Source organism: Mesorhizobium sp. M0296, from assembly GCF_040321675.1.
Lineage (GTDB): Bacteria > Pseudomonadota > Alphaproteobacteria > Rhizobiales > Rhizobiaceae > Mesorhizobium.
Genome location: NZ_JAMYRZ010000006.1, coordinates 31,396 through 57,896 on the forward strand (window position 1 = coordinate 31,396; position 26,501 = coordinate 57,896).

Here is a 26,501-nt window from a genome sequence, read left to right on the forward strand (position 1 = left end):
CATGGCAACTGTATCGCTCAAGAACCTCACCAAAAGCTACGGCCCGGTGGCGGTGGTGCACGGCATCGATCTCGAGGTCGCCGACCGCGAATTCATCGCGCTGGTCGGGCCGTCCGGCTGCGGCAAGTCGACAACCCTGCGCATGATCGCCGGCCTCGAGGCGATCAGCGACGGCGTCATCGAGATCGGCGGCCGCATGGTCAACGATCTGCCGCCGCGCTCGCGCAACATCTCGATGGTGTTCCAGTCTTACGCGCTCTACCCGCATATGACCGTGCGCGAAAACCTCGGCTTCTCGCTCAAGATAGCCGGCGCCGCGAAAGAAGAAATGGACCGTCGCGTCGCCGAAGCGTCCGGCATTCTCGGCCTCGACCAATTGCTCGACCGCCGGCCGTCGCAGCTGTCCGGCGGACAGCGCCAGCGCGTCGCCATGGGCCGCGCCATCGTGCGCGATCCCGACGTCTTCCTGTTCGACGAGCCGCTTTCCAATCTCGACGCCAAGCTTCGGACGCAGATGCGCACCGAGATCAAGAAGCTGCACGCCAAGGTCAAATCGACAGTGATCTACGTCACCCATGACCAGGTCGAAGCGATGACATTGGCGGACCGTATCGTCATCATGCGTGACGGTTTCATCGAGCAGGTCGGCACACCCGACGAGGTCTTCCGCCGGCCGCAGACACGCTTCGTCGCGGGCTTCATCGGCTCGCCGCCGATGAATCTGCATGAGGCGGTTGTCGACGACGGACAGTTGCTGTTCGCCAGCGGCGAGAGGCTGCCTTTGCCCAGCCAGTTCAAGGCCAATATCGAGGCCGGCGACAAAGTCGTGTTCGGCCTCAGGCCCGACGACATCTATCCGACCGGGCATGGCATCAGCTCCGGCGAAGACGTCGACGTCCACCAGGTGGAGTTGCCGGTGACCGTCACCGAGCCGCTCGGCAACGAGACGCTGGTGTTCGCCGAATTCAACGGCAGCGACTGGGTATCGCGGATGCTCAATCCAAAGCCGCTGAAAGCCGGCGACCGGGTCAAGATGAGCCTGGACCTGTCGCAGGCCCATCTGTTTTCCGCCGAAACAGGCAGGACATTGCGAGGTTAAAATCATGGCAAAGATCGAGAAAATCGAACTGCGGATGGTCGACCTGGTGCCGAAGGTCAAGCGCACCGATGCCATCCAGAGTTTTGTCAGCCAGGAAACACCGATCGTCACCATCACCGACGCCGACGGCGCGGTCGGCACCGGCTACAGCTATACGATCGGCACCGGCGGCTCCTCGGTGATGCGGCTGCTGGCCGACCACCTTGCGCCGCGGCTGATCGGCCGCGACGCCGACATGATCGAGGCGATCTGGCACGAGCTGGAGTTCGCCACCCATGCCACGACGATCGGCGCGATCACGGCAATCGCGCTCGCGGCCATCGACACTGCGCTTTGGGACCTGCGGGCCAAGAAACAGAAGCTGCCGCTGTGGAAGCTGGCCGGCGGCGCCAAGGACCGCTGCCCGCTCTACACGACCGAAGGCGGCTGGCTGCATATCGAAACCGAGGCGCTGGTCGAGGATGCGCTGGCCGCCAAGGGCAAGGGCTTTCGCGGCTCGAAGGTCAAGATCGGCAAGCCGCACGGCTCCGAGGATCTTGTCCGGCTGACGGCGGTGCGCCGGGCGGTTGGAGACTCCTATGAAATCATGACCGACTGCAACCAGGGCTTTTCGGTCGACGAGGCGATCCGCCGGGCCGAGCGCTTGCGTGAACTCGATCTCGCCTGGATCGAGGAACCGTTGCCGGCCGACGACATAGACGGCCATATCCGCCTGTCGAATGCGACGTCTACGCCGATCGCCGTCGGCGAGTCGCTCTACTCGATCCGGCATTTCCGCGAATATATGCAAAAGGGCGCGTGTTCGATCGTGCAGGTCGATGTCGGTCGCATTGGCGGCATCACGCCGTGGCTGAAGGTGGCGCATGCAGCCGAGGCGTTCGACATACCGGTCTGCCCGCATTTCCTGATGGAACTGCATGTCAGCCTGACATGCGCCGTTCAGAACGGCAGATATGTCGAGTATATTCCCCAGCTCGACGAGCTGACCGGCAAGAAAATGCGTATCGAGAACGGGCACGCATTGGCGCCGGACGAACCCGGCATCGGCATCGACTGGGACTGGGATGCGATCAAGGCGAAGAGCATCGCGGAATTCACCATGGCGATAGAAAAATAGGAGGCGGACATGCAGCGAATGGGAATGGTGCTCGGCCTCAAGCCGGAGAAAGTCGCCGAGTATGTGCGGCTTCACGCTGCTGTGTGGCCGGACGTCCTCAAGATGATTTCCGCCTGCAACATCAAGAATTATTCGATTTATCTGAGGGAGCCGGAGCACCTTTTGTTCAGCACCTTCGAGTACCACGGCACCGACTATGCCGCCGACATGGCGAAGATGGCCGCCGATCCCACGACGCAGGAATGGTGGGCGCTCTGCATGCCATGCCAGGAGCCGCTGCCAACCCGCAAGGAGGGCGAGTGGTGGGCGTCGATGGACGAAGTCTTCCATTATGACTGATGACATTTTCGATCCTGCCTCGCTCTCCCAGGCCTGGGCACAGCCGTCAAAGCCCAGGCCGATCGTGATTTTCGGCGCCGGCTCGATCGTCGGCGATGCGCATTTCCCGGCCTATGGGAAAGCCGGTTTCCCGGTTGCCGGGCTTTTCGACCCCGACCTGGCCAAGGCAGAAAAACTGGCGCAGAAATGGGGCGTCGCCGCTTACCGGTCGGTCGAGGAAGCTGCGTCAATCAAGGACGCCGTCTTCGATCTGGCGACGCCGCCGGCTCATCATGCCGGCGTGCTCAGGGCGTTGCCCGATGGTGCGGTAGCGCTGATCCAGAAGCCGATGGGCAGCAATCTCATCGAAGCCACCGAGATCCTCGAAATCTGCCGCTCCAAAAACCTCAAGGCCGCTGTGAATTTCCAACTCCGTTTTGCGCCGATGATGCTGGCGCTCAGGGATGCGATCGCCAAGGGCTGGCTGGGCGAAGTGGTCGATTTCGACGCATGGCTTGCGCTGGCGACACCCTGGCAGCTCTGGGAATTCCTGTTGCAGGCGCCGCGCGTCGAGATCGCCATGCATTCGATCCATTATCTCGACCTGATCCGACAATTGCTCGGCGACCCCAAGGGGGTTCACGCCAAGACGCTCGGCCATCCCGGCCACAAGGTTGCGCAAACGCGCACCAGCGCGATTCTCGACTATGGCGACACGGTGCGCTGTGCACTGTCGATCAACCACGATCACAAATTCGGTCGAAAACACCAGGCCTGCGAATTCCGCATCTGCGGCACCCAAGGCGCCGCTTACCTCAAACTGGGCGTCAACCTCGACTATCCGCGCGGCGAGCCGGACATTCTCGAAATCTACCCCAAAGGCGGCACGGACTGGATTGCGGTTCCACTCCTCGGCGCATGGTTTCCGGACGCCTTTGCCGGCCGCATGGCCAATGTCCAGCGCTACGCGTCGGGCGAGGATGCCGAGCTTGTCAGTTCCGTCGAGGACGGCTGGAACACCATGGCGCTGGTCGAAGCCGCCTACCGATCGAGCGCGGCGCCGGCAACACCGATAGCGGCGAGGCCCTGACATGGAGCAGACAGTCTATTTCGAGGACTACCGGATCGGCTCGTCGCGCATGACCAGCGGGCGCACGATCACCGAGACCGACTTCGTCGTCCATGCCGGCCATACCGGTGATTTCTTTCCCCACCACCTGGACGCCGAGTTCATGAAGACGACGCCGTTCGGGCAGCGCATCGCCCACGGCACGCTGGTGTTTTCGGTCGGCGTCGGGCTGACGGCCAGCGTCGTCAACCCGGTTGCCTTCTCCTATGGCTACGACCGGCTGCGCTTCATCAAGCCGGTGTTCATCGGCGATACGATCAGGACCCGCACCACCATCTCGGCCAAGGAAGACGACCCGAAGCGACCCGATTCAGGCCGGGTCGTCGAGCGCTGTGAGGTGATCAACCAGCATGGCGACGTGGTGCTGGTCGCCGATCACATCTACATCGTCGAGCGTCGCGACAAGCCGAGTTGAGTCTCGACGGATGGCGCTGAAACCTAAAGACAAAAAAACCGCCTTGCGGCGGTCCTCGGTCCGAATCAGCACCATACTTAAATTAGTAGCATAGCTGCCGGCACAAAGCAAGAACAAAATGTGGCAAACCGGACAACCGCGACAGGTTGCGCTGCCCCTTATCGCCCTGCGAACCCCGACTTGCAGGACTTGGGTTCCGCGGAGCAGGCGGATAGAGATGGTGCCGACATCGGGAATTGGTCATATCCGGTTGACCGGATATACAGGCTTGCCGCCGCGCAGGACTGATGCGACATCGGCAAACACCTTGTTGCGAACCTCCGCGTAAGACTGGGTCGAGTAGTGCGCCGCGTGTGGACTGACCAGGACGGTGTCCAGCGCCAGCAGCGGATTGTCGGGCGAAGGCGGCTCCCGCTCGAACGTGTCGATGCCGGCGCCTGCCAGATGGCCGCGCCGGATCGCGTCCGCCAATGCGACCTCGTCGACCAGGCCGCCGCGGGCCACGTTGATGAGTATCGCCCCTTCCTTCATCCGCGACAGGGCTTGCGCCGACATGATGTTTCTGGTCTCCGGTGTCGCTGGAACGTGCAGCGAGACGATGTCGGCCCTGGCAAGCAACTCGTCGAAGCCGACCGGTTCGGCATCACCGGCCGCGATGCGCTCGGCCGGCATATGCGGGTCGTAGGCGATGATGTGGTAGCCGAAGACCCGCGCCCGCTCGGCAGTCAGCCGCCCGATCTGGCCGAAGCCGATCAGGCCGAGGATCTGCCTGTCGGGCCGTGTGATGCCGGCGCCGTCGGTCATTGCAGCCCAGCGGCCGGCGCGCACCGCGCTGTCGAACTGCTTCAGCCTGCGCGTCAAGGCCAGGATCAGGGCCATGGCGTGGGTGCTGACTTCAACCAGATTGGCGTCCGGCACGTAGGTTACCTGAACACCGGCACGGCTGGCGGCCTCGACGTCGATCGAATCGAGCCCTACGCCGAACCGCCCGATGACCTTGAGCCTCGTCAGTTCCGCCAAAACGCGAGCCGTGATCGGCTCCCGCAATACCATCAATGCGTCGGCATCGCGGCAGTGTTCGATCAGGGCATCTTCCGTGAGTAGCGTCTTTTCGACAAATTCGACGTTCAAGCCGTCGAGGTAGCGCAGCTGCTCCTCCTCGACTGACAGCACACCGTCGGTCTTGATGATCTTCATGGCAAACTCTTGCTATGAGGCGCTGCGCGCCGAGACGACGCCGGCGGCAAGGCCGGCCCCGAGAAACATCGTGTCGCTTGCCAGCATGTAGAAGCTGATGCCGTGCCGCGACCATTTGCCGACATCATCCGCCGAAGGGCGAAAGATGCCGACGGCCTTGCGGGCCGTGCGCGCCGCGGCCGCGATCCTCATAATCGCTGCATTGAGCTTGTCCTGGCCGGCCGGCCCCATGGCGTCGATCGAGACCGACAGGTCGCCGGGGCCAATGAAGACCACGTCGACGCCGTCGACCTGGACGATGTCGTCGATGTTGGCGAGGCCTTCGGCCGTCTCGACCTGGATGGCGACCGTCAGGACCTCGTTGGCCGATTTGAGGTAGTCCGGAATCCTGTAGCCATAACCGGCGGCGCGGCCCGGGCCGACACCGCGGGCGCCGACCGGCGGGTACCGGCAGGCCATGACCGCCATGCGCGCTTGCTCGGCCGTGGAGACGCGGGGTACCAGGACACCCGACGCGCCGGCGTCGAGCGCGGCCGCCATCCACTCCGGCGTGTGGCCGGGAACGCGCACCATCGCGGGAACCTTGTGGACATCGGCGGCGCGGATCAGATCCTCGAGCCGTTCGCGGCCGATCTGCGAATGCTCCCAGTCGATGCACAGGAAATCGACCCCGCTGGCGGCGGCCACTTCGACCGCCACAGGGTGCGGGATGGCACAGAAGGTACCGATGAGGCGATTGAGAGAGACACATTTCTTGCGAAAGTCGTACATGAAATCTCCAGAAATTTTCGGCGTCGGCAAAAACCTGTTCGCCTATGTGGCCTTTGACGAAGGATGCACGGCTTCCGTCGACATCGGAAAATGCCGGCTGCCGCCTGAAAACGGCGGGAAGGTCTTGTAGTCGGCGCGCATCTCCAGCCGCGCCGGCGATTGCAGCGCGTGCGTCAATGCAGCGGGACTGTCGAACATGACGCGATTGCGCTGCATATGGTCGATCCGCGGCCAGGGCAGCGAACCGCACCAATCCAGTCGCGACAGAACCTCGATGTGGCGAATGCCGGGGAAGCCCCGCATCAATTGCGGATGATGCGTCACATAGTGGTAGAGCCAGGCATTCATGTCTTCGGCCGGCCCGGGATAGTGGACAAGATAGCTGCAGGGCAGCCCGGACGTCTTGACGCCAGCGTCGTCGACGGGAAACGGACGCACGCACATTGCCTGTTGCGTCGGCCTCGAACCGGCGATGCTCGACAGCATACCAGGTGCGGCAAGCGCCTGCAGATGGCCGGACGGCGCCAGCGCCGCCTCCATGTCCGCCAGTTCGTCGAAATAGAGCTGGAAGCCAAAGACCGGCGGTGGACCATCGTTGTTGAACATGTCCGTCGCCACTTCGGGCAGATAGATGTTTGCAAGCGCAAGGCCCGGCGTTGAAGCAATCACACGCCGCACGGCGTCAACATCTTCGCCGGCGATGGCCAAATTTGCCTCGCGGTCATCATGGAAGAAAGCAAGATAGGCAAAGCGCATGTGGACACCTGCTGGATCGAGTTCGACTAGATCAAATTCGGAAGAAAGAGAGCGATCTGCGGAAAGAGGACAATCAGCAGGATCAGCAGAAGCGTCAGCGCGATGTAAGGCGCCGCAGCCATGGCAACCGTCTTGAGCGATGTGCCTTTCGGCGCAACGCCGATCATGATGAACAGCAGCAGACCAAACGGCGGCGTGGTGAAGCCGACCTCGTAGGCGAGCAGCAGGATCAGCCCGAACCATACCGGCTCGTAGCCGAATTGCTGGGCGATCGGCAGGAAGATCGGCAGCGTGATCAGCATCATCGAGACCTGATCCATGAACATGCCGAGCAGCAGGATGACGAGCACCATCATGAGCAGCATGGGATACGGTCCAAGATCGTAGCCGACGATGAACTGGATAAAGCCGTTGGAGGCGCCGGAGAAGGCGAATATCTGCGAGAACGTCGTCGAAGCCGAGATGATCAGGAAGGTCATGCCGGTGACCTTCATCGCATCGTCCAGCGACTTCCAGACAACCGACCAGCTGAACCGTCGGTAGACAAACAACAAGGCGAAGACGGCGGCACAGCCGAGTCCGGCCGACTCGGTCGGGGTCGCTATTCCAAGGATGATCGTGCCGACCACCATGAACACGATGACGCTCATCGGAATGATGTTGACGGCGACCGCCCTCACCTTCTCGGCCGCGGGGACGGCGGGCACCGGATAGTGCGGAGCGGCGTCCGGGTCGATCTTCGTCTGTGCGAAGATCAGCGCCGCGTACATGACAACGAGAAGCAGTCCGGGCAAAGCCCCCGCTATGAGCAGCGCGCCGACGTCGATCTGGGCCAGCGAGCCGAGCAAGACGGCCAGCGAGGATGGCGGGATGATGACGGCAAGGCTTCCGGCGCCAAGCACCGGGCCGTAGGCCATATGCGGCTTGTAGCCTCGCTTCAGCATCTCGGGCACCATCAGCGAGCCCATCATGCCGGTATTGGCAAGGCTGGAACCTGACAGCGCGGAAAAGATCGTGCCGGCGGCCAGCACGACATAGGCGAGGCGTCCGCGCAGATTGCCGATGCACAGGTCGAGCGCGTAGATGACCTTCTCGCCGAGGCCGGAGCGGAAGAACAGGCTGCCCATGACGAGAAACATCGGCAGCGGGGCAAGCGCATAGGTCGAGACAGCGTCGGAGAAGTTGGCGACCATCTGCGTCACGCCGATCGAACCGCCGAAGAACAGGTACAGCCCGATCACATTGGTGACGAAGAACGCGAAGGCGACCGGCAGCCCAAGCCCCATCAACACCAGGATGGTGCCAACGAGCACGGCGAATGGAAACAGCCAGGCCACCGGTCAGAGCCCTTCCATTTCCAGCGGATCGAGCGTGTACAGCGTGTCACGGCCGAGCAGGTATCTGAGCCATTCCAGCGCCGAGAGGTAGAAGGCGAGCATGATGGGCAGAAAGACCAGCCATTTCGGCATGTCGAAGCTGCGCGTTTCGTATTCGCCGCCCGACACGGCGCTTATCAGGGACGACAGTGCGACGCTGCCAAGGTAGAGGCTGACGCCGATGCAGGCGAGATAGACCAGCTTTTCAAGCACCGCCCTTGCCCGCACCGGCAGCGCCTGGCGCAGGAACTCGACGAAGACATGGCCCTTGCTGTGGACCAGCCATGGCATCGGCAGGAATGCCGCGTAAAGCAGGCCGTATTCCGTCGCCGATACTGCCCAGGCAAGCGGCCTCAGGCCGAGATTGCGGGCGCATACATCAGCAACCACCGCGACAATGATGAGGCCAAGCACCACTTTTGCCGCCGCGGCCAACGCAAGGCTTAGCTTCCCAATCGCTGCAAACAATCTGTCCATTCCCGACGACCCTCATGTCCACCTTGGCCCCCTTGGTCCAGCTTTGATGGAGGGCGCACCAGCGCCCTCGGCTCGGGCTACTGGAAGAATTTCTTCAACTGATCGATGTTGGTGGGATCGCGTTTGGTCATTCTCGCCCAGCTCGCCTGCGTGGCAGCCGCCAGGAATTTGTCGCGGCCGGCGCCGGTCAAGCTGATCACCTTCTGCCCGCCGCCGATCATTGCCTGTGCCTGCTTTTCGGACTCGGCGAGATTGGCGTCATAGCTCACGCGCTCGTATTCGACGGCCGTGTCGGCAAGCAGCTTCTGCGCCTCGGGCGACAGCGTGTCCCATTTGGCCTTGTTGATCGAGATCAGCACGTCGGTTTTGAAGAACTGCGGGTCGACACGGTATTTGGTGAATTTGTCCCAGCCGAAGGACGCATAGCCAAATACGGTATAGGCGTTGGCATTGACGACGCCGCGCTCGAGCGAAGTATAGACGTCTCCCGGCGCTTGCACGATGACCGTCGCGCCCAGGGATTCGAGGAAATCGCGATAGAGCGGCGACGAGCGGATTTTCAGGCCGCCCCAGTCGATGCTGCCTTCATCGTTGAGCTTAGGTTCGTCGACGGTGAAGACGTTGAAGCCCGAACCCGCGTCGACATGCGCCAGCAGATGGGCATTGGCCTTCTTCTCGAAAATTCCGTTGATGAAATCCCAGCCGCCATTGTCGCGGACCTCCCACGGCGTCTTCGACGATGCGGAGAAAACCTCGCCTTCGGGCACGAGCTCCAGGAACTGCCCTGCCGGTGTGTCGATCACGTCGATCAGGCCGCTCCTGAGCGCCGCGCCCTGCTGGATCGGCGGAATGACCTCCGGCCCGCCACGCACGTTGATCTGGACCACGCCCTTGCCCTTTTCGTTCACCTTCTGAACGAACTTCAGGAAGCTCTGGGCGTAGCCGTTCTGCGCCGGCGTAAAATGCACGGCGTTGAGGACGACCTCCTCGGCCGTGGCGATACCCGCTACACCCGACATGAGTGCAGCCAAAACAAGGGATTTCCAAATGCGCATTGCCGTACTCCCTCTGATAGTTCGCTCATGATCCGGCCCATGATCGGGCCGATCTGAAATTGCGATCGCTGCGCCGCCGCGTGAACGGCGGTTAGTTGGCATCATCTCCTACTGTCAGGAACCGCCCATGCGCGTAGAAGACCGGCGATCGGTCAGCGCGATCCAGCGCAACGCCTGAAACGATGCCGATGACGATCATGTGCGACGCCCGCACAATGATTTCGGCCACTCGGCATTCGAACATTGCCCGCGCGCCGACAAGCAAAGGCGCGCCGCTTTCGCCGCGCACCCATGATCCGGACGAGAACCGCGCGGCGCCCTTGGCTTTGGTCATGCCGCCAAAGGCGCGCACAACGTTCTCCTGGTCGCCGGCGGGAAGATTGACCGAAAAAGGCAAACCTTCGCGAATGGCCGAGGCAAAGGTGCTGCCGCGGTTGACACAGGCCAGCAGGGAAGGCGGCTCGGCACTGAACGAGCAGAGGGCCGTCGCCGTGATGCCGCAAAAACCGATCTCGTCATGCTCCGACGCGAGGATGGCGACGGAGCCCGCCACGGCCCGCATAGCCTGTTTGAAGGCGCGCGGATTGATGGCGTCGTGCCCATCCACCCATGGCGTCGGAATGGCGGCCGCCGGCATCAATTTACTCGAAGCCCGGCCTGGCGCATCAGCGGCAGCACGCGGTCGCAGAAGAAGGGCAATTCGTAGGTGTAGTTGACGAATGTGAGGGCGGCGCCGGAATAGCCCTGGTCCATGATCTCAGTGAGATCGTCGACGATCTTTTCCGGCGTTCCGATGAGCGGGAACGTTCCGGCACCACCGGCGAACCTTTGCCGATATTCGGTGAAAGCCTTCGCATCGTGCGAGTTCGCGAATTCCTTCTTCTTGCGCATGTGCTCGTCGACCGCACCCTCGTCCGCGCATTCCAGCGCATAGTGCCGGTAGTAGTCCTCGGCTTCCTGCTGGGTCTCCCGGCAGACGACGTGACAGACCGTATAGACGCCGACTTCGCGTCCGACCTCAGCCGCTCGGTTTGTGATGTCGACCACATGCGCACGGCCGTCGGCGATTTCGGAAAAAGTCGAAAACAAATAGTCACAGTGGCGCGCTGCATAGTTGCGCCCCGGCGCGCCGAAGGCGGCGTTCATGGTCACCGGTCGCGGCGCCTGCAGGCTTGGCGGCCGGCTGACGACCCCCTTCAGATCATAGAACTCGCCGCCGAAGTCGAACGGCTCCCTCGATTGATAGGCGCGCACGATGATGTTGATCCATTCCTCGGCCTGATCGTAGGTCCGCTCGCCGACCGTCTGCCCGAACATGGCGAACTCGTCGGGGTTCCAGCCGCAGACAATGTTCAAGCCGGCCCGCCCGTTGGAGATGTGGTCGACCGTCGCCAGCGCTTTTGCAGCCTGCAGCGGATGAACCAGCGGCACATGCACCGTCATGAACAGGCCGATGTTTTCCGTGGCGACAGCAAGACCCGCCGCCCAGGTGAACGTCTCGAACGACCATTCCCGCACATGCGTCAATCCGCCGAAGCCGCGCCAGCGGGCGATCGGCAGCAGAAACTCGAGGCCGGCGCGGTCGGCGATGCAGGCGGAATTGAGGTTGTCCTCCCAGCGGGCACGCCAGCGCTCGGGGACGGTGGTCATTGCCAGGCCGCCATCGGCGTTCATTGAAAAGACGCCGAGCTTGAACCTGTTCGGCCCTTTCAGCGGGTGCTGCTTCCTGATCATGCTTTCCCCTGCCGCGACATGCCCTCACCTTCACCGTTGGAGTTTTGAAACGGTGGGCTAAGCTTCATGAAACGCTCCTCGGCGTTCTGAATGAAGTGGGTCATGCGGTCGTAAGCGGCGACGGCGTCGCGCTTGACGAAGGCCTCGTAGATTGCGCGCATGCCGGCAACGATAACGGCCTGCGTCGGCTGGTGCGACAGCGTCCTTAAGCGGACGACGAGCACATGGTCGGCGAACCTTGCAATCGTTTGGGAAAGGCGCTCGTTCTCGACGGCGCCGAGCCAACAATTCCTGAATGCCGAATTGGCCTGGAAAAAGCGGTCGGCATCGCCGGCGGCGGCCGCAGCCTCGGCCTCCCGAAGCGCGGCTGCCAGCGTCTTGAGGCCAGCGGCGTCAAGTGTCCGTGCCGCGTGCGCGGCGGCCCGCGGCTCAAGCAGGCGGCGGACCTCGAAGATGTCGGCGACATCCGTCGCGGTAAGCGTGGGCAGGGTGAAGCCGCGTGTGGTGCCGACGAGATAGCCCTCATGCACCAACTGCATCAAGGCGTCGCGGACAGGCATTCTGGAAATACCGAGCTGGGCGGCAATATCGACGTCGACGAGCTTCTGGCCAGGCGCCAATTCGCCATGCTGTATGGTCAGCCGGATTTGTTGATAGACCTGGGCACGCAGATTGCCATCGCCAACCCGTTTGAGCTCGATCGTTTCCGTCATCCACGCCTTCCCATGCGAAGATTTCGTATATCGTTTGAGGCTGTGTTCTCGCAGTCGTGCCGTTTGAAATGCAGCCACGTGTCGGCAGAAATTGACCTATCAGCCATGTTCCCGGCTCAAGTGGAGCATAGGCTGGATCACCTGGCAAGATGTTTTAAGTTTATAATGTATACTGTTTGAGTTCGCTGTCCGGAGGGCAATGGATCGCGCCATCCGTGCTGCCGCGCCGCGCGACGGCGGGGACAGCTAACGATCCGCGCGGTTCGGTAAAAAACGTACAGACGTTTTTCCGTGACACATCGAAGTTGACGGATTTAACTAAAATTACTTGCGATCTGCGCGCGCCGGCACGCCCACCCCGATCCCCTCGCCGGTACGCATTACTGGATCGCCCGCCGTATCGAAAGGTGCGGCGGGCTTTTCGTTTCGTTTAGCGGGGAGGCGCTTATGCGAGACTTGCCCAGGAATATCGACGCCGACGTTGTGATCGAAATCAGCAAGCTGCTCGACGACCGGGCGAAGTCCGTGCCAGTGCCGGTGCACAAGCTGGCGGCGATGATCCGGCTGGGCGTCGAGACCCGTCTGACCGATCACTCCATCGAGGAGCTGATCGTGGAAATGGCCGCGACGAGGGGGCTTCCGATGCTGTTCGACTTGCCGGTGGTCGACAACGTCGTGCCGTTTGCCTTGGCGCGCCGTCCCCGCTGACACTTCGCTCGAACCTCACCGATCGTCGCGTCGCCGCCCGACGTCACTTGTCCTGATGCGCGGGCCGAGTGTCGCCTTTCTTTTCGGGGTCGTGGGTATGGTGGCTGTCGCGTTCACCGCCGCCGCCGGAGACCTTGCTGTGGCTGCGACGGTCGGAGTCGGCCGGCGGCTTTTCGACGCTCAGCGGCTTCTTGGCGTTTTCGTGCGCGGCGCCGGGACCGCCCTGGCGGATGCTGGCAGGAGTCTTCTTCGACGTGGACATGACCTAGCGATCCTGGACGTTGCCTTGATGGGTGGTGTTGACCTTCGTATTGCCTTGCTGGCCCTGCTTGTCGGGATCCGGAACGGCAGATTGCGGCGCCTGGTCGGCTGCTACCGATTTTTTGTCACCGGCGCCCTTTGGGCTCAGATTCTTCGGCGGCACAGGCGGAGGTTTTGTGCTCATGGCGTTTCTCCTTCCGCCACCCAAACAAGCGGCTCGGGAGAAAGGTTCCCAAGGGTCCGACACTAACGGTGATTGCCGCAACGAGCCGGGTCCACAGGCCGCGGCTTGGGGCCGGCGGGATCCAGGATTATTTCTTGATGATGTTTCCGTTGTTCAGATCGAAGGCCTGGGCACCGAACGCCTGCCTGAAGAAATCCTCCTGCAGATCGCCCCATTCGCCGAGATAGGCGCCGCAATTGCTGCAATGGATCGGCGTCGAATCCTTCGGATTGTCGGGAATCTCCATCAGGATCGTCCCGCACGCCTTGCAATCGAGCTTGTCATCCAAACGGCGGCCCATTGGCACATGATCGCGCGTTTTCAGCCGTGCGCCAATTGTCGTTTTCATACCAAGTCGCGAAAGGCACGTTTCCCAACCACTGAAGGGATCGAAAGCTAGCGTTCCGCCGGATTTCCGAAGGCCGGATCGCGCCGCCTCGAATACGTCCCCACCCGCGGCAGCTCGTCTGGAAAGTCGACCCAGGGAAGCCTCATGTCCCAATATGCGTGGGCCTGCGGCGGAAACCGTTCGGGATGATCGAGGAAGCCGATCGCCAGATAGAGTTCGTCGGGCAGGCCCTGGTCGACATAGCCGATCGATGTTCCGCAATCCGCACAGAAGGACCGAAGCACGGCTGGGGTTTTCGAAAAGGTCTTCGGCGTGCCGGTGAGCAATGTGAATTCGGAAGGCCGATAACCGACCCACACCGACAGAGGGCTTCCTATCGCCTTGCGGCAGTCGTCATCGTGATCGGAGCAAATCCAGAAAGGCTCGCCGCGCATCTCCGCCGTTATGGCGCCGCAAAAACAGGACCCCGTTTCAGTTCGTGGTATTGCCTTGCTGCTGGATTTCATTGCTGGCCCTACGTCATTGCTGGCCTGGCATTTCGGTATTTTCCTTGGGGTTCTTTTTGATACCGGCGGCAGGCGAGGTGTCGGCTGGAGCATTGCCACCCTGGTTCTGCTCAGGGGCTCTTTTGAGCGGCGAGGTTTGCCAGCCCATATCGCCGTACAAAAAGCCTATGAGAAAGCCGACGACAATAATGGCCGAAATCACCATCGCAATTAACGCGTTACGTCGCTCCATTTCGCGCGGCTCCTTTCTTCGAGCCGAACAAACAGTGGCGGAAATGGTTCCGGTTAGACGGAACGGCGTGACGATACGGAGCCGGCCCGGGAACATCCAGCCTCACGGCGGGTTCGTATGAGTGCTCTTCCACAGGGAGTGGCTTGCATGAGACCCGCCGTAACCGATCGCATCGAAACCAAGAAATACGACCACCCGACAGGCGGCTGGGGATCGCTGAGATCCCTGGTCCGCAAGGCGCGGGGCGAAGGCCTGCTATTGTCCGGGATATGGAGCACGCTGCTCAAGCAGAACAAGGCCGACGGCTATATGTGCGTGTCTTGCTCATGGGCAAAGCCAGCCCAGCCGAGGCCTTTCGAATTCTGTGAAAACGGCGCCAAGGCGACGATGTGGGACCAGACCAAGCTGCGCTGCGAACCCGCTTTCTTCGCCGAGCATTCGGTGACGGAACTGCTCGATTGGCCGGACCACGATCTTGAGAAGCAGGGCAGGCCTACCGAGCCCATGCGCTACAATGCCGCCACCGACCGTTACGAGCCGGTTTCCTGGGACGATGCATTCCGCGACATCGCTGCCGAACTGCGGCGGCTCGATCCCAAATCGGTGGTGTTCTACACGTCCGGCCGGGCCTCGCTCGAGGCCTCGTTCATGTACCAGCTTTTTGCGCGGATCTATGGCTCTTCGAACCTGCCCGATTCGTCCAACATGTGTCATGAATCGACTTCGGTCGGCTTGCCGGAATCGATCGGCTCGCCGGTGGGGACCGTGCAGCTCGAAGACTTTGCGAAATGCGACATGATGTTCTTCTTCGGGCACAACACCGGGGTGACGGCGCCGCGCCTGCTGCATCCGCTGCAGGAGGCACGTCAACGCAACGTGCCCGTCTTCACCTTCAATCCCTTGCCCGAGCGGGGACTGAAACGCTTCAAGAACCCGCAAAACCCTGTCGACATGCTGTCGCCCGGGCCTGGCACCAAAATGTCCAGCGACTTCTTCCAGGTTCGTTCCGGCGGCGACATTGCCGCGATGACGGGCATCGCCAAGGCGTTGCTGGCGCTCGACGATGCCGCCCGCGAAAGCGGCAGGACGCGTGTCCTCGACACGGCTTTCATCGCCGAACACACGCATGGCTTCGCCGAATTCGAGGCCTTCCTGCGCAAAACCCAGTGGAGCGATATCGTCGCGCGATCCGGCATTGCGCAGACCGACCTGGAGCATGTCGCCGAGGTCTACAGCCATGCCAACGCGGTGATCGGCAATTACGGCATGGGCTTGACCCAGCATCGGCACGGCACCGAGAACGTCCAGATGCTGTGCAACCTTTTGATGCTGCGCGGCAATATCGGAAAACCCGGCGCCGGCATTTCGCCGCTGCGCGGCCATTCCAATGTCCAGGGGCAGCGCACCGTCGGCATATCGGAAAAGCCCGAGCTCGTCCCGCTCGACAAGTTCGCCGAATTCTACGCCTTTGAACCGCCGCGCGAAAAAGGCCTCGATACGGTCGAGACGTGCGAAGGCGTCATCGACGGATCGGTCAAGGGCTTCGTCGGGCTCGGCGGCAATTTCGTGCGGGCCGTTCCGGAAACCGGCCTGGTCGAGAAAGCCTGGCGTGGGCTCGACCTACATGTCGAGATCGCGACCAAGCTCAACCGCAGTCACCTGATCGCCGGGCGGACAACCTATTTGCTGCCTTGCCTGTCACGGCTGGAAAGAGATCATCAGGCAAGCGGCGACCAAAGGGTGTCGATCGAGGATTCCACCGCCTGTATCCACGGCTCGTTCGGATCGCGACCTCCGGCTTCGCCAAATCTGCTTTCCGAGCCCAGGATCGTTGCCGAGCTTGCCAAGGCGACAGTGCCGGGCAGGAGTTCGATCCCATGGGATGAGTGGGTTGGCGATTATTCCCGCATCCGCGATGAGATCGAGCGATGCTACCCCCAACATTTCCGCGACTTCAACATGCGTTTCCTGACGCCCGGCGGCTTCCATCGCGACATCAAGGCGAGCAAGCGGGTGTGGGAGACGCCGAACAAGAAGGCCAACTTCAAGCTGCCAAGTGGCCTTGAAACCGATCCCGACATCGATGTCGCCGGCCGCGATGTGCTGACACTGATCACGGTGCGCTCCAACGACCAGTTCAACACGACCGTCTACGGCTACAACGACCGGCTGCGCGGCATCAGCGGCACACGCATGGTGCTGTTGATGAACGAGAAGGATATCCAGCGCCTCGGTTTGAGCGCCGGACAGGAAGTCGATCTCAAAGCCAATGCGCAGGACGGTGTGGAGCGCCGCGTGCACGGGCTGCGCGTTACACCTTACTCGGTGCCGGAGGGAAATTGCGCCGGTTACTACCCCGAGCTCAACCCGCTGGTTCCTTTGTGGCACAGAGCGGAGAAGGCTCATGTTCCGGCGGTCAAATCGGTTCCGGTGCGGATATTGCCATAGGCGTTCGTCGTTCGCGGCAGGCACGCACCACGCCGATGTGACCTGGCGCGACTTTCAAATCGCGACCTCAGCCGGCTCGCGCGAGTTCATCCACGGCATTCAGGATCGCACTCTGGCTCGCCGGCTTCTGCACGATCCTGCAAGCGCGGAACCCGGCCGGAATTTCGCGTTCACCAAAGCCTGAGAGGAAGGCGAACGGAACACCACGCGTCCGCAACGCTTCCGCAATCGGATAGCTGGTTTCGTCGTTCAACTGGATATCCAGTAACGCCGCGTCGACGCCGCCTTCGCCAACGAGCCGGAGTGCCGCCGTCACCGACGAAACAGGTCCAACCACCTGATGGCCGGCTTTGCGCAGGTAAGCCGCCGCGTCGTCGGCGATCAGCCATTCGTCCTCGACGATCAGCACACGCATCTTTCCGGTCACGACGAGCCCTCACGGGTCAGAGGGAATGCGATTTCCGCCTCCAAACCATTTGAGCGGAAACTTGTTTCAACTTTTCCGCCCAGCCTATAGCCGATTTCTCCGCGTAGAAGGGTAAGGCCGAAGCCGCTGTCGGTTGGCTCCTTGATGCGGGGGCCGCCCTTCTCGCGCCAGACGAGCTTGAAGGTTCCGTCGGCCACCGACCATTTGACAACTATCCGCCCGGCAGGCCTCGACAGTGCGCCATACTTGGCGGCATTCGTCGCCAGTTCGTGGATGGCCATGCCGAAGGAAAGCCCTTGTGCCGGCTTGAGATTTACCCTCTTGCCATCGAGCTCAAACCGTTCGGGGCCGAAGGGATCGAGTTCCTGACGCAGCAGTTCCTCGACGGAGGCTTCCGTCCAGCTCTCGCGCGAGAGCAGACTATAGGCTCGTGACATGGCATGCAGGCGCCCGATCAAGGCTTCGGCGAACTCCTCTTTCGATGCCGAGTTTTCACGGGTCCGGTTGGTGATGCTGGCCACGACCGCCAGCATGTTCTTGACGCGATGGTTCAGCTCGGAGATGAGCACCTGCTGACGCTCTTCCGCCTGCGCCAGCGTCGTCACGTCGATCAGGGTCACGACGACGCCCTGGATGCTGCCGCTCTTGTCCCGGTACGGGTTGATGCGAACCAGGTAGAACCGGCCCTTGTCGTCGCGCGCAAGGTGATGGTTCAGGATCTCTCCCGTCTCGAGCACTGCCTCGATGTGAGGCCTCAGCTCGGGATAGTCGAGCTGGCTTGAAAGGTCGGTCAGCGGCCGTCCGACATCGGATGGGCGCAGATTGAAGAAGGCCGATGCAGCGGGGGTAAAGGTCCGCACCACAAGGTTGCGGTCGAGGAATATGGTTGCGATCTCTGTGCTTTCGAACAGGTTTCTGAGATCGCTGTTGGCGCGGTCGAGCTCCTCAATCTTGCTGGTCAGCTCTGCGTTGATGGTGCTGAGCTCTTCGTTGAGCGACTGCTTCTCCTCCTTCGAGGCCTCAAGCTCCTCATTAGTCGACTGCGCCTCTTCATTGGCGGAGAACGTCTTCGTCTTATAGCTGGAAAAGTCGTGACCGGAATGGCCGCGCAGAGTGGGGTCGATTTCATCGGCGGCCCGATCCACGTCAGCTTTGTGCTCGCCACCCCCCTCGGCCAGCCCGTTCAGCACATTGAAGCCGCGGCCAAACGCCTGAAGCTTTGCGCCGATCTCCTCGGCGGGCGCTGCGATATCGATCAGGCCGCTCGAAATCGCGCTTTGCGGCATGTCCGGGTTGCGCGCGCCGGAACCGTTGGAGGCTTGGGCAATCGTCAACCCGCCATGTTCCTTGATCGCCCGGGCGCCCAGCGTGCCGTCCGAATCGCCCCCCGACAGGATGATGCCTACGGCGTACTCCCCTTGGTCCTCGGCCAGTGCACGGAAGAAGATGTCGATCGGTTTGCGCTCGCGGTTAAGCGTGTTCGGCCGGCGTAGCGAAAGCGCGCCCTTACGGATGGTGAGGACGACGTTTTGCGGCATCACATAGACTTGGTCGGGTTGGACCGCCATGCCCTCCTCGGCGACGATGACCGGCATTCCGGTGTAACGTGCGATAACGTCATGCAGCAGGCTTTCGCGTTCTGGGCTCAGATTAGTGACGACGACGAACGCCATGCCGGTGCCGCCGGTCAGTCCTTTGAACAGGCCCTCCATCGCGGGAATGCCGCCGGCCGATGCGCCGACGCCGACAATGGGAAATCTTCCGTTCTGGAATACCATGCCACGCCTCGGTAACAGCCGCGGCTGCGAAACCGCCAAATCGGACCTCAGACTAATGCATGTCGCGCAAAAGTGTGCAGCGGTTTTGCGATAACGAGATGAATAAAAACAACAGCCTAAAGCGCGTCGCATGAGGCCGGCAAAACGCGACGTGCTTTAGGACCGGACCGAGCCTCAGGCCAGTAAATGGTCCTCGAACGGAACAAAGCACCGCCGGTGGGCATTAACATCCGGTTTTCGAGGCGGTTCCAATGGCAAAACGACCACCTGAGATAAAGCCGGCAAAACAAATCTCGTTACGTTCGCCGGATCTGGCCAAGGTCCCGGTATCCGAAGAAATCCCGCCTCGTCTGCTCGCGCGCGCGGAACGGTTGCAAGAGGCCTTGTCCCGTCATTTTGTACAAGTCCGCGCCGACAGCCGTGACTCCCGCAGAAAGAAGGAACAATGAGGTGCGCGACCTGCAAGGCTTGCATATCCTGATCGTCGAGGACGAATGGATGCTGGCGGGCGATCTTGCACGTTATTTCAGCAAGATGGGCGCCGTCGTGCTTGGCCCCGTGGCGACAGTCGAACAGGCGTCGAAGCATACCGATGAGGCGGAAGCCGCAATCCTGGACGTCAATCTCAACGGAAGACGGGTATTCCCGATCGCGGACGAACTGATGCGCCGCGGCGTGCCGTTCGTGTTTTTCAGCGGCGACGAAGACATCGTTATTCCTGAGCGCCTTCGGTATGCCAGCAGCCTCAGAAAATCCTCGGACGGCCAGGCTGTTTTCGATGCTCTCTTCCCCTCCGAGCCCAAAGCATCAAGCGGAAATCTGGCGACCGAGCCGTCAGACGACGTATTTTCCCTGCTGCCTAAGCTCAGGCTCGCAGCGCGTCTGCTGCTGGGAGACGTTGACGCTTCCGACCGGCTGGTCGAGCGGACGCTCGAGCAGGCGATCGGCGGGATCGACAGGAGACGATCCGGTTCCTCCACCGAGGACTGGCTTAACGGCATCATGCGAAACATCGTCAAGGCACGCGGAGCAAACCTGCTGCACTGACCATGCCGCCGGCAACTAGTACCTCTGCACAGGGATTATGACTCTTTGGCGGTTGGCTTTGGATAGGCCTTGGCCAATTTGAGGCGCGCCTGTTCGGTTGAGAACATCCAGTTGCGGCGGTGCTCCGCCTGGTGTGGCCTTCACCTACGCTCGGGGCATTCATGCCGAACGGATATTGCAGGGCTTCTCCGGCATCCTGCAGGTCGATGGCTATGCCGGATACAACAGACTGATCGCACCTGACCGTGTCGGCTCGGACATCCGGCTTGCCTATTGTTGGGCACACGCTCGCCGCAAGCTGGTGGAGATAACCCGCAACGGAGCAGCACCTATCGCCGAAGAGGGCGTCAAGCGGATCAGCGAACTGGGTCGGATCGAGGCCGAACTGCGTGGCCTTGATCCGGAGGCTCGCCTCGCCGGACGACAGGAACGATCAACGCCACTGGTCACCGACATGCAGACCTGGCTCGTCCATCACCGCGCCCGTGTCGCGACCAAGTCTCCACTCGGCGAGGCCTTGGCGTACATCGCCAAATATTGGGATGGTTTGAAGCTCTTCCTGACCGACGGCCGCATCGAGATCGACAACAACAGCGTCGAGCGAACCATCCGGCCGATAGCCCTCAATCGCAAGAATGCACTCTTTGCGGGGCACGACGCTGGAGCCGAGAACTGGGCCACCATCGCATCGCTCATCGAGACCTGCAAACTCAACGCCGTCGATCCGCAGGCCTACGTGATCAAGACGCTCACCGCCATCGTCAACGGTCACAAGCAGAGCCGGATCGATGAGCCGCTGCCTTGGGCTTACAAGGGGAAGTAATGTGGCCCCGAAGACTGCAGTCGGCCCAAAGCGGACTTCGGAAGGTACGCAGATAGAGGATCGGCGAATGCCCCAAAGCCCGCACGCAGGGTGTGGACTCAGGGCGTTCCAGCGTCCTCAGTCTATGGCGAGAGAACTCGACAGTTCTCGGTACGCTTCGATCTGCTGCTGCAAGAGAGCAATCTTCTGCTCCGCCACCTGGATAGCGTCAGAGCCAGCGAGGAAGCGCCGTGGCAGTTCGTCCTGCTCAGCGAGCGTGATTAGAGCGCGTGCCAGCTTAGCGGGGTCACCGCCCTGCTTGCCGTTCTGGGACTTCCAGAAGGCAATCTGTGCCGTGCGTCGCTCGTGATAATCTTCGATCGCGATTTCCGCGTAACTGGTGGACTCCTCCGTCAGAAGCTCCGTGCGGAAAAAGCCTGGGTTGACGATCATCGTCTCGATGCCGAACGGACCGACTTCAGTCTGCAGCGCTTCCATCCAGCCATCGAGGCCAAACTTCGAAGCAGAGTAGGCTGTGCAGAATTCAAAGCCCATCAGACCTGCCGTCGAGGAGATCGAGACGATCTGGCCGGAGCGCTGCTTGCGCATGACCGGAAGGAACGCCCGCGTCACGATCATCGGACCGTCAAGGCTCGTGCTTAGCTGCAACTGCATCTGCTTGGGAGACAGTTCCTCGAAATACCCGGCGTAGAAGCTGGCCGCGTTGTTGACCAGCACGTCGATCCGTCCGAACCGCTCAAGGGTCGCCTGCGCGGCGGCGTCGGCGTCAGCGGCCTTGGTGACATCGAGTTTCACGACAAGAAGGTCGTCGGAAGCACCTAGAGCGTTCGCCACCTTGTCTGGATTACGGCCAGTCGCGACCACCTTGTGGCCGGCTGCCAGGGCCGCCTTGGCAATGTCCAGGCCGAGGCCACGTCCTGCCCCGGTGATGAACCACACTTTGTTACTCATCTCATGTGTCCTTTCATGTTGTCAGCCCTTCACCGATCTTGCGGCGCATGGGGCTGTAAGACAGTTGTTCACATCGCCTGCACGGTCGGGCGGACCAGGATCTCGTTGAGGGACGTCCGCTTCGGCCGGCTGAGAGCAAAGGCTATGATTTCGGCGATGTCCTGAGCCGGAATTGCAACGTTGTCGCGGTAGTCCTGAGCAGACTTTTTGCTTTCCTCGTGTGTGATGTGGTCGGATAATTCTGTCGCCACCGCACCAGGCTCGATGACTATCACGCGGATGTCTGGCTGGAGTTCGACGCGAAGCGCCTCGGACCAGCCGTTGATCCCCCATTTGGTTGCCGAATAGGCAGCGAACCCGGCTGGAGCTACGCGACCTGCCACAGAAGAGATGTTCACCAGATCTCCCTTCTTGGCGCGGAGTTGGTCAAGGAAAACCTCAGTCACAGTCATGGCACCCAGGAGATTGGTTTCGACCATCTGCCGATGCTCGGATCGCTTGTCCGATCCAAACGGCGCTGTGAGCATCACGCCTGCGTTGTTGACTAGAACATCGGCGCCGCCGAACTCCTGGACGCGCGCGGCGGCTCCAGCGATGGAGTCCCGGTCGGTCACGTCAGCCTGGATCGCGATAGCGCCTTCGCCGAGTTCGTCTGCGAGTGCCGCGACACGCTCAAGGCGCCGCCCTAGAAGGGCTACGCGATATCCTTCTGAAAGAAGCTCACGTGCCAGCGCCTCACCGATTCCGGAGGATGCACCAGTGATTACAGCGACCCGATTGTTGTTATTCATGGTAGTCTCCTTCGTTGTGCTCTCTGGCTGGCCCTACCGATCCGGAAAGACCGGAGCGAGGACCACAGAGGTGGCAGCGCCTCGGACAAGAAGCGCCGCAGGTACCCGGCTAGACTTCAGCCCGTCGGTTCTTGTGGGTTGGTCACCTGACCGGTGACATGCCGGTTCCGCCCTTGGAACTCGTTCCAAGTTTTGCGCCGGTATCGATCATCGCGAGCATTGGTGGGCTCAGACGCGCGCCCTGGACCGTGATCCGGGCAAAGCCGTCATCGATCTCCTTGACATCGGCCGCACTCAACTGGACCTGCAGCGCGTCCATGTTCTGGTCCATCTGGTCCTCCGTTATCGGGCCGGGAATGGGCACGATCCACGGCTTGCGGGCGAGCAACCAGGCAAGGGCGACCTGGCCGGGCGCAGCCTGATGACGTGCGCCTACGCGCTGTAGCAGTTCGACCACCGGCCAGTTGGCGCGGCGGGCTTCAGGCGTGAAGCGCGGCAGGTTGGCCCGTAGGTCGGCAGGGCCATGCACGAACATGGGGGTGACTGTACCGGTCAGGTATCCCATGCCGAGCGGGCTCCATGGCACGAACCCGATGCCAAGCTCCTCGCAGGTCGCCAGAACCTCCACCTCCGGATCGCGGGTCCAGACAGAGTATTCATTCTGCACCGCCGTGACTGGCTGCACTTTGTGGGCGCGGCGGATGGTCGCTTCGCCTGCAGCGGACAAGCCGAAGTGGCGGACCTTGCCTTCACGGATCAATTCCTGCACCGCTCCGGCCACTTCTTCGACGGGCACGGTCGGATCGACACGGTGTTGGTATTGAAGATCAATGTAGTCCGTCTTCAAGCGGCGAAGCTGTTGCTCGGTCACCCGCTTGATATTGTCAGGGCGGCTGTTGAGGCCTGTGACCTGGCCTTCGGGCGTGATGTCGAAGCCGAACTTGGTCGCGATGATCACCTGGTAGCGGATCGGCGAAAGCGCCTCGCCAACAATATCCTCGCCCAGGAAGGGTCCATAGACTTCAGCGACGTCGAAAAAGGTCACGCCCCGGTCATGCGCCGCCCGGATGATCCGCACGGCCTCCTGCCTGTTCGTCGGCGGGCTGTACATCCCGGCAAAGTTTTGGCAGCCCATCCCCATGGCAGAGACTTCCAGCGAGCCGAGCATGCGACGCTGAAGGTTCGATGACCTTGCACCTGTGGCTGCGGCACCCGATGTTGCCGTTTGAGCTCTCGACTCGGAAAGAGGCAGCAGTGACGCTGCGGCGATGCCTAGCCCAGCGGCGAACAATTTACGGCGGCTTGGCATCTCGGGAGCGCCTGTTTCGAAATCGTCTGCATAGTTCTTCATGGTGCTGCACCTCCACTGGGTTTGATCAACCTCCGAAACACATCAGCGTTTGCGGCTGTGTCTTCGTGAGTGAGCGCAGAATACGATGGCCGTTCCTTTCAAAAAATGGCATTCGGGTTGATGCGACATTAACCAGAGGTTCATAATGGACAAGGATCAGCTTGATGGGCTTGTGGCGTTTGCGCTTGTCGCCGAGAAGCGGAACTTCACGGCGGCGGCAGAAGCACTCAGGGTTTCGCCGCCTGCGATAAGCAAGATGATCAGACACCTCGAAACTCGCCTGGGCGTCACCCTGCTTACAAGAACGACACGAGCTACGAGCTTGACCGAAGCCGGGGAGAAATTCCTGCAACAGGCGGGACCGGCGCTGGATGCGATCCTTTCCGCTATGAAGGACGCGGGAAGCGCAGCGGACAAGCCTGCCGGTCGTCTGCGCTTGAATGTCCCGCAGACCGTCTATCCGAACTTCCTTAGGCCGCTGATCGCGACCTTTATCGAAAAGTACCCGGATGTGACGGTTGAGATCTTCTTCGAGAACGCGGCCACCAACATATTCGAGCGCGGGTTTGATGCAGGAATACGGGTGTCAGACATCCTTGCCAAAGATGTCGTGGCGCTCAAACTCTTCGGTCCCGTCCGATGGGTTGTGGCTGCTGCACCGGCCTACCTTGACAAGCATGGGCACCCTGAACATCCAAAAGACCTGTTGGCCCATCCTTGCATCTGCGCGGGAGCTGGCAATCGTGTGTACGATCGGTGGGAGTTCGAGAGCGACGGCAAGGAATTTGAGGTTCAGGTAAAGGGGCCGCTGATCCTCAATGATGTTCTGCTGGCGATCGATGCGGCCGTCGACGGCTTAGGGGTCGTTTACAGCCCTGAAGAAGCGATCAGCGACAAGGTGACGAGCGGCAAGCTCGAAGTCGTTCTGGACCACTTCACCGGGACAAGCTCGGGTGTGTACCTCTACTACCCGCAGCGGTCTCAAGTTCACCCCAAACTGCGGGCCTTCATCGAACATCTCAAAGGCCTGGAGAAGAGGTAGCGCGAGCTTCCTATTGGACGCAGCTTTCGCTTCCCACAGAACCGCTGTCAACGCGAAGAATATTGACCGCCTTCGTCACCTTGGTGCTGCGGATCGCAATCCAACAACGTCCGAACGCGACATGCAGCGCTTCTTCGGCGTCACCGCGCCTTTCGTCCATAAGATGGTGCTCGCCCTTGAGCGCGCTGGATTGATCCGCAGGCAACCCAGCCTCGCGCACAGCATTGAACTGCTCGTCAAACCCGATATCTTACCCAGGCTACAACCCATCGAACCCGTCATTGCTGTGATATCAGGAGCACCCACTGCCAATGACCGAACAGGAAATGATCATCAACGCGTTGGGTGTCGCTCCCAGTGTTGACGTCGCGCTGGAGGCACGCCGGCGTATCGACTTTCTCGGCACGTATCTGCGTGCATCGGGGCTCAGCACCTATGTGCTGGGGATCAGCGGCGGGGTGGATTCCCTTACCGCGGCCCTTCTGGCTCAACGGGCCGTTGAGGAACTGCGAGCGGCTGGATACGACGCCAAATTCCTGGCCGTTCGGCTCCCGTATGGCAACCAGGCCGACGAGAGCGACGCCCAGCGGGCTTTGGACACCATAGGGGCGGACGAAGTGCATCGGGTCGACATCAAGCCGGCTGCCGACGCAATGCTAGATTCGATCAAGCGGGCTGGTGTCGAGTTCGGCGACGCAGGCCGCGAGGATTTCTTGCTTGGCAACATCAAGGCGCGTCAGCGCATGATTGCCCAGTTCGCGCTCGCCGGTGCCAGCCGAGGACTGGTCATCGGCACCGACCATGCGGCCGAGGCACTGATGGGCTTCTTCACCAAGTTCGGTGACGGCGCCGCCGATATCCTTCCTCTTTCGGGGCTAAACAAACGCAGGGTGCGAGCCTTGGCCGCGCATCTGGGCGCTCCGCCCGAACTCGTCGACAAGATCCCGACCGCCGACCTGGAGAACCTTGTCCCGCTTCGTCCTGACGAAGATGCCCATGGCGTCACGTATGAACAGATCGACGATTTCCTCGAAGGCAAGGAAATCGACGAGGCCGCGCGGACGCGGATTCTTCATGTGCATTCCAGCACGGCACATAAGCGCGCGCTTCCGGTGACAGCGATTGCGCTAACACTCTCGCCATGACGGCATTGGCAATAGTTCCATGATACCGTTTCGTGGTCAGCACCTCGTGGAGATTGCTTCCTCCATGTTGGCAACCGCATCGATGAGCACTTTGACGGCATGAACAGCCGGACCCTCGATAACATTCCGCACTCTGGTTTGCTGCCTTCGAGCGCCTGAGCAGGTTGGCCGATCCGACGTAGGCGGCGACGCCATCTGCAAGCACGATCTTCACGTGAAAGGGTTCTTGCGTGAGGCCGCCGCAGCCATAGTCGATGATGCG

The 26,501-nt window shown here is 61.4% G+C and carries 30 protein-coding genes and 1 pseudogene; 12 read left to right on the top strand and 19 right to left on the bottom strand.

Annotated features, from left to right (window positions below; genetic code table 11):
- Nucleotide 1: 1 nt before the first annotated feature.
- Genes NKI97_RS08220 through NKI97_RS08240 form a run of 5 tightly spaced genes read left to right on the top strand, consistent with a single transcriptional unit; the run spans nucleotide 2 to nucleotide 4,078 of the window.
- On the top strand, nucleotides 2-1,099 hold the full coding sequence (locus tag NKI97_RS08220) for an ABC transporter ATP-binding protein (RefSeq protein ID WP_352680370.1): 1,098 nt from the start codon (nucleotides 2-4) through the stop codon (nucleotides 1,097-1,099).
- A gap of 4 nt (nucleotides 1,100-1,103) precedes the next feature.
- Nucleotides 1,104-2,216 (top strand): mandelate racemase/muconate lactonizing enzyme family protein, encoded by a 1,113-nt coding sequence (locus tag NKI97_RS08225; RefSeq protein ID WP_352833489.1) that lies wholly within the window; start codon nucleotides 1,104-1,106, stop codon nucleotides 2,214-2,216.
- A 9-nt stretch (nucleotides 2,217-2,225) separates the two neighbouring features.
- Nucleotides 2,226-2,555, top strand: a complete 330-nt coding sequence (locus NKI97_RS08230; protein ID WP_023676093.1) for an L-rhamnose mutarotase — start codon at nucleotides 2,226-2,228, stop codon at nucleotides 2,553-2,555.
- Nucleotides 2,548-3,624 carry a Gfo/Idh/MocA family protein gene (locus NKI97_RS08235; protein WP_352833492.1) on the top strand — a complete coding sequence of 359 codons (1,077 nt, stop codon included), beginning with the start codon at nucleotides 2,548-2,550 and terminating at the stop codon, nucleotides 3,622-3,624. The genes NKI97_RS08230 and NKI97_RS08235 overlap by 8 nt, the downstream gene beginning before the upstream one ends.
- 1 nt (nucleotide 3,625) lies before the next feature.
- Nucleotides 3,626-4,078, top strand: a complete 453-nt coding sequence (locus NKI97_RS08240) for a MaoC/PaaZ C-terminal domain-containing protein (protein WP_352833495.1) — start codon at nucleotides 3,626-3,628, stop codon at nucleotides 4,076-4,078.
- Between the two features lie 240 nt (nucleotides 4,079-4,318).
- Here the strand turns inward: NKI97_RS08240 and NKI97_RS08245 are convergent, their stop codons facing one another.
- From NKI97_RS08245 to NKI97_RS08285, 9 genes are all read right to left on the bottom strand, one after another.
- Entirely contained in the window at nucleotides 4,319-5,275 is a 957-nt protein-coding gene (locus NKI97_RS08245; RefSeq protein WP_352833498.1) for a C-terminal binding protein, read from the bottom strand.
- 12 nt (nucleotides 5,276-5,287) lie between these two features.
- Nucleotides 5,288-6,046 (bottom strand): HpcH/HpaI aldolase family protein, encoded by a 759-nt coding sequence (locus NKI97_RS08250; protein WP_352680365.1) that lies wholly within the window; start codon nucleotides 6,044-6,046, stop codon nucleotides 5,288-5,290.
- Nucleotides 6,047-6,088: 42 nt separating this feature from the next.
- Nucleotides 6,089-6,802: a hypothetical protein gene (locus NKI97_RS08255; protein WP_352833501.1), complete on the bottom strand. Its 714-nt coding sequence runs from the start codon at nucleotides 6,800-6,802 to the stop codon at nucleotides 6,089-6,091.
- Nucleotides 6,803-6,828: 26 nt separating this feature from the next.
- Nucleotides 6,829-8,139 carry a TRAP transporter large permease gene (locus NKI97_RS08260; RefSeq protein ID WP_023676099.1) on the bottom strand — a complete coding sequence of 437 codons (1,311 nt, stop codon included), beginning with the start codon at nucleotides 8,137-8,139 and terminating at the stop codon, nucleotides 6,829-6,831.
- Between the two features lie 3 nt (nucleotides 8,140-8,142).
- Complete coding sequence (locus NKI97_RS08265; RefSeq protein WP_352833503.1) at nucleotides 8,143-8,655, bottom strand: TRAP transporter small permease; 513 nt, start codon at nucleotides 8,653-8,655, stop codon at nucleotides 8,143-8,145.
- Between the two features lie 77 nt (nucleotides 8,656-8,732).
- Complete coding sequence (gene dctP / locus NKI97_RS08270) at nucleotides 8,733-9,710, bottom strand: TRAP transporter substrate-binding protein DctP (RefSeq protein ID WP_352833504.1); 978 nt, start codon at nucleotides 9,708-9,710, stop codon at nucleotides 8,733-8,735.
- Nucleotides 9,711-9,801: 91 nt separating this feature from the next.
- Nucleotides 9,802-10,347 carry a flavin reductase family protein gene (locus tag NKI97_RS08275; protein ID WP_352833507.1) on the bottom strand — a complete coding sequence of 182 codons (546 nt, stop codon included), beginning with the start codon at nucleotides 10,345-10,347 and terminating at the stop codon, nucleotides 9,802-9,804.
- The gene (locus NKI97_RS08280) at nucleotides 10,347-11,441 is read right to left on the bottom strand and encodes an LLM class flavin-dependent oxidoreductase (RefSeq protein WP_352744048.1); all 1,095 of its coding nucleotides are present in this window, start codon (nucleotides 11,439-11,441) and stop codon (nucleotides 10,347-10,349) included. The genes NKI97_RS08275 and NKI97_RS08280 overlap by 1 nt, the downstream gene beginning before the upstream one ends.
- Complete coding sequence (locus NKI97_RS08285) at nucleotides 11,441-12,157, bottom strand: GntR family transcriptional regulator (RefSeq protein WP_352472897.1); 717 nt, start codon at nucleotides 12,155-12,157, stop codon at nucleotides 11,441-11,443. Before NKI97_RS08285 ends, NKI97_RS08280 begins: the two co-directional genes overlap by 1 nt.
- A gap of 447 nt (nucleotides 12,158-12,604) precedes the next feature.
- Between NKI97_RS08285 and NKI97_RS08290 the strand changes: the two genes are divergently transcribed.
- Nucleotides 12,605-12,865 (top strand): hypothetical protein, encoded by a 261-nt coding sequence (locus tag NKI97_RS08290; protein WP_352451554.1) that lies wholly within the window; start codon nucleotides 12,605-12,607, stop codon nucleotides 12,863-12,865.
- Nucleotides 12,866-12,908: 43 nt separating this feature from the next.
- On the opposite strand, the gene NKI97_RS08295 is transcribed toward NKI97_RS08290, so the two are convergent.
- The 5 genes from NKI97_RS08295 to NKI97_RS08315 all read right to left on the bottom strand — a co-directional run bounded on the left by NKI97_RS08295 (nucleotide 12,909) and on the right by NKI97_RS08315 (nucleotide 14,436).
- Nucleotides 12,909-13,127 carry a hypothetical protein gene (locus NKI97_RS08295; protein ID WP_023676106.1) on the bottom strand — a complete coding sequence of 73 codons (219 nt, stop codon included), beginning with the start codon at nucleotides 13,125-13,127 and terminating at the stop codon, nucleotides 12,909-12,911.
- A gap of 3 nt (nucleotides 13,128-13,130) precedes the next feature.
- On the bottom strand, nucleotides 13,131-13,310 hold the full coding sequence (locus tag NKI97_RS08300) for a hypothetical protein (protein WP_292657139.1): 180 nt from the start codon (nucleotides 13,308-13,310) through the stop codon (nucleotides 13,131-13,133).
- Nucleotides 13,311-13,437: 127 nt separating this feature from the next.
- Entirely contained in the window at nucleotides 13,438-13,698 is a 261-nt protein-coding gene (locus tag NKI97_RS08305) for a hypothetical protein (protein WP_352451552.1), read from the bottom strand.
- 47 nt (nucleotides 13,699-13,745) lie between these two features.
- Nucleotides 13,746-14,204, bottom strand: coding sequence for a GFA family protein (locus NKI97_RS08310; protein ID WP_352750153.1), 459 nt, complete (start codon nucleotides 14,202-14,204; stop codon nucleotides 13,746-13,748).
- Nucleotides 14,205-14,217: 13 nt separating this feature from the next.
- Nucleotides 14,218-14,436, bottom strand: coding sequence for a hypothetical protein (locus tag NKI97_RS08315; protein ID WP_352833511.1), 219 nt, complete (start codon nucleotides 14,434-14,436; stop codon nucleotides 14,218-14,220).
- A gap of 147 nt (nucleotides 14,437-14,583) precedes the next feature.
- On the opposite strand from NKI97_RS08315, the gene NKI97_RS08320 reads away from it, so the two are divergent.
- Complete coding sequence (locus tag NKI97_RS08320; protein WP_352833514.1) at nucleotides 14,584-16,884, top strand: FdhF/YdeP family oxidoreductase; 2,301 nt, start codon at nucleotides 14,584-14,586, stop codon at nucleotides 16,882-16,884.
- Between the two features lie 67 nt (nucleotides 16,885-16,951).
- On the opposite strand, the gene NKI97_RS08325 is transcribed toward NKI97_RS08320, so the two are convergent.
- Together NKI97_RS08325 and NKI97_RS08330 are read right to left on the bottom strand one after the other, a co-directional pair.
- Entirely contained in the window at nucleotides 16,952-17,299 is a 348-nt protein-coding gene (locus NKI97_RS08325) for a response regulator (RefSeq protein WP_352833518.1), read from the bottom strand.
- A gap of 8 nt (nucleotides 17,300-17,307) precedes the next feature.
- Nucleotides 17,308-19,089 (bottom strand): chemotaxis protein CheB, encoded by a 1,782-nt coding sequence (locus tag NKI97_RS08330; RefSeq protein ID WP_023676113.1) that lies wholly within the window; start codon nucleotides 19,087-19,089, stop codon nucleotides 17,308-17,310.
- A 251-nt stretch (nucleotides 19,090-19,340) separates the two neighbouring features.
- Between NKI97_RS08330 and NKI97_RS08335 the strand changes: the two genes are divergently transcribed.
- From NKI97_RS08335 to tnpC, 3 genes and pseudogenes are all read left to right on the top strand, one after another.
- Complete coding sequence (locus NKI97_RS08335) at nucleotides 19,341-19,538, top strand: hypothetical protein (protein ID WP_156937318.1); 198 nt, start codon at nucleotides 19,341-19,343, stop codon at nucleotides 19,536-19,538.
- 1 nt (nucleotide 19,539) lies between these two features.
- The gene (locus tag NKI97_RS08340) at nucleotides 19,540-20,136 is read left to right on the top strand and encodes a response regulator (RefSeq protein WP_352833521.1); all 597 of its coding nucleotides are present in this window, start codon (nucleotides 19,540-19,542) and stop codon (nucleotides 20,134-20,136) included.
- Between the two features lie 115 nt (nucleotides 20,137-20,251).
- Nucleotides 20,252-20,959 (top strand): annotated as a pseudogene (gene tnpC, locus NKI97_RS08345) (IS66 family transposase); the annotation flags it as partial.
- Between the two features lie 117 nt (nucleotides 20,960-21,076).
- Here the strand turns inward: tnpC and NKI97_RS08350 are convergent.
- From NKI97_RS08350 to NKI97_RS08360, 3 genes are all read right to left on the bottom strand, one after another.
- Nucleotides 21,077-21,910: an SDR family NAD(P)-dependent oxidoreductase gene (locus NKI97_RS08350; RefSeq protein ID WP_352569259.1), complete on the bottom strand. Its 834-nt coding sequence runs from the start codon at nucleotides 21,908-21,910 to the stop codon at nucleotides 21,077-21,079.
- A gap of 68 nt (nucleotides 21,911-21,978) precedes the next feature.
- On the bottom strand, nucleotides 21,979-22,701 hold the full coding sequence (locus NKI97_RS08355; protein WP_023676116.1) for an SDR family oxidoreductase: 723 nt from the start codon (nucleotides 22,699-22,701) through the stop codon (nucleotides 21,979-21,981).
- A 142-nt stretch (nucleotides 22,702-22,843) separates the two neighbouring features.
- A complete protein-coding gene (locus tag NKI97_RS08360) occupies nucleotides 22,844-23,869 on the bottom strand; it encodes an aldo/keto reductase (RefSeq protein ID WP_352750041.1) in 1,026 nt (341 codons plus the stop codon).
- Nucleotides 23,870-24,197: 328 nt separating this feature from the next.
- Here NKI97_RS08360 and NKI97_RS08365 point away from each other — a divergent pair, with 328 nt between their 5' ends.
- Nucleotides 24,198-25,094, top strand: a complete 897-nt coding sequence (locus NKI97_RS08365) for a LysR family transcriptional regulator (RefSeq protein ID WP_352451546.1) — start codon at nucleotides 24,198-24,200, stop codon at nucleotides 25,092-25,094.
- A 311-nt stretch (nucleotides 25,095-25,405) separates the two neighbouring features.
- A complete protein-coding gene (nadE, locus tag NKI97_RS08370) occupies nucleotides 25,406-26,239 on the top strand; it encodes an NAD(+) synthase (protein ID WP_352750038.1) in 834 nt (277 codons plus the stop codon).
- Nucleotides 26,240-26,501: the final 262 nt, after the last annotated feature.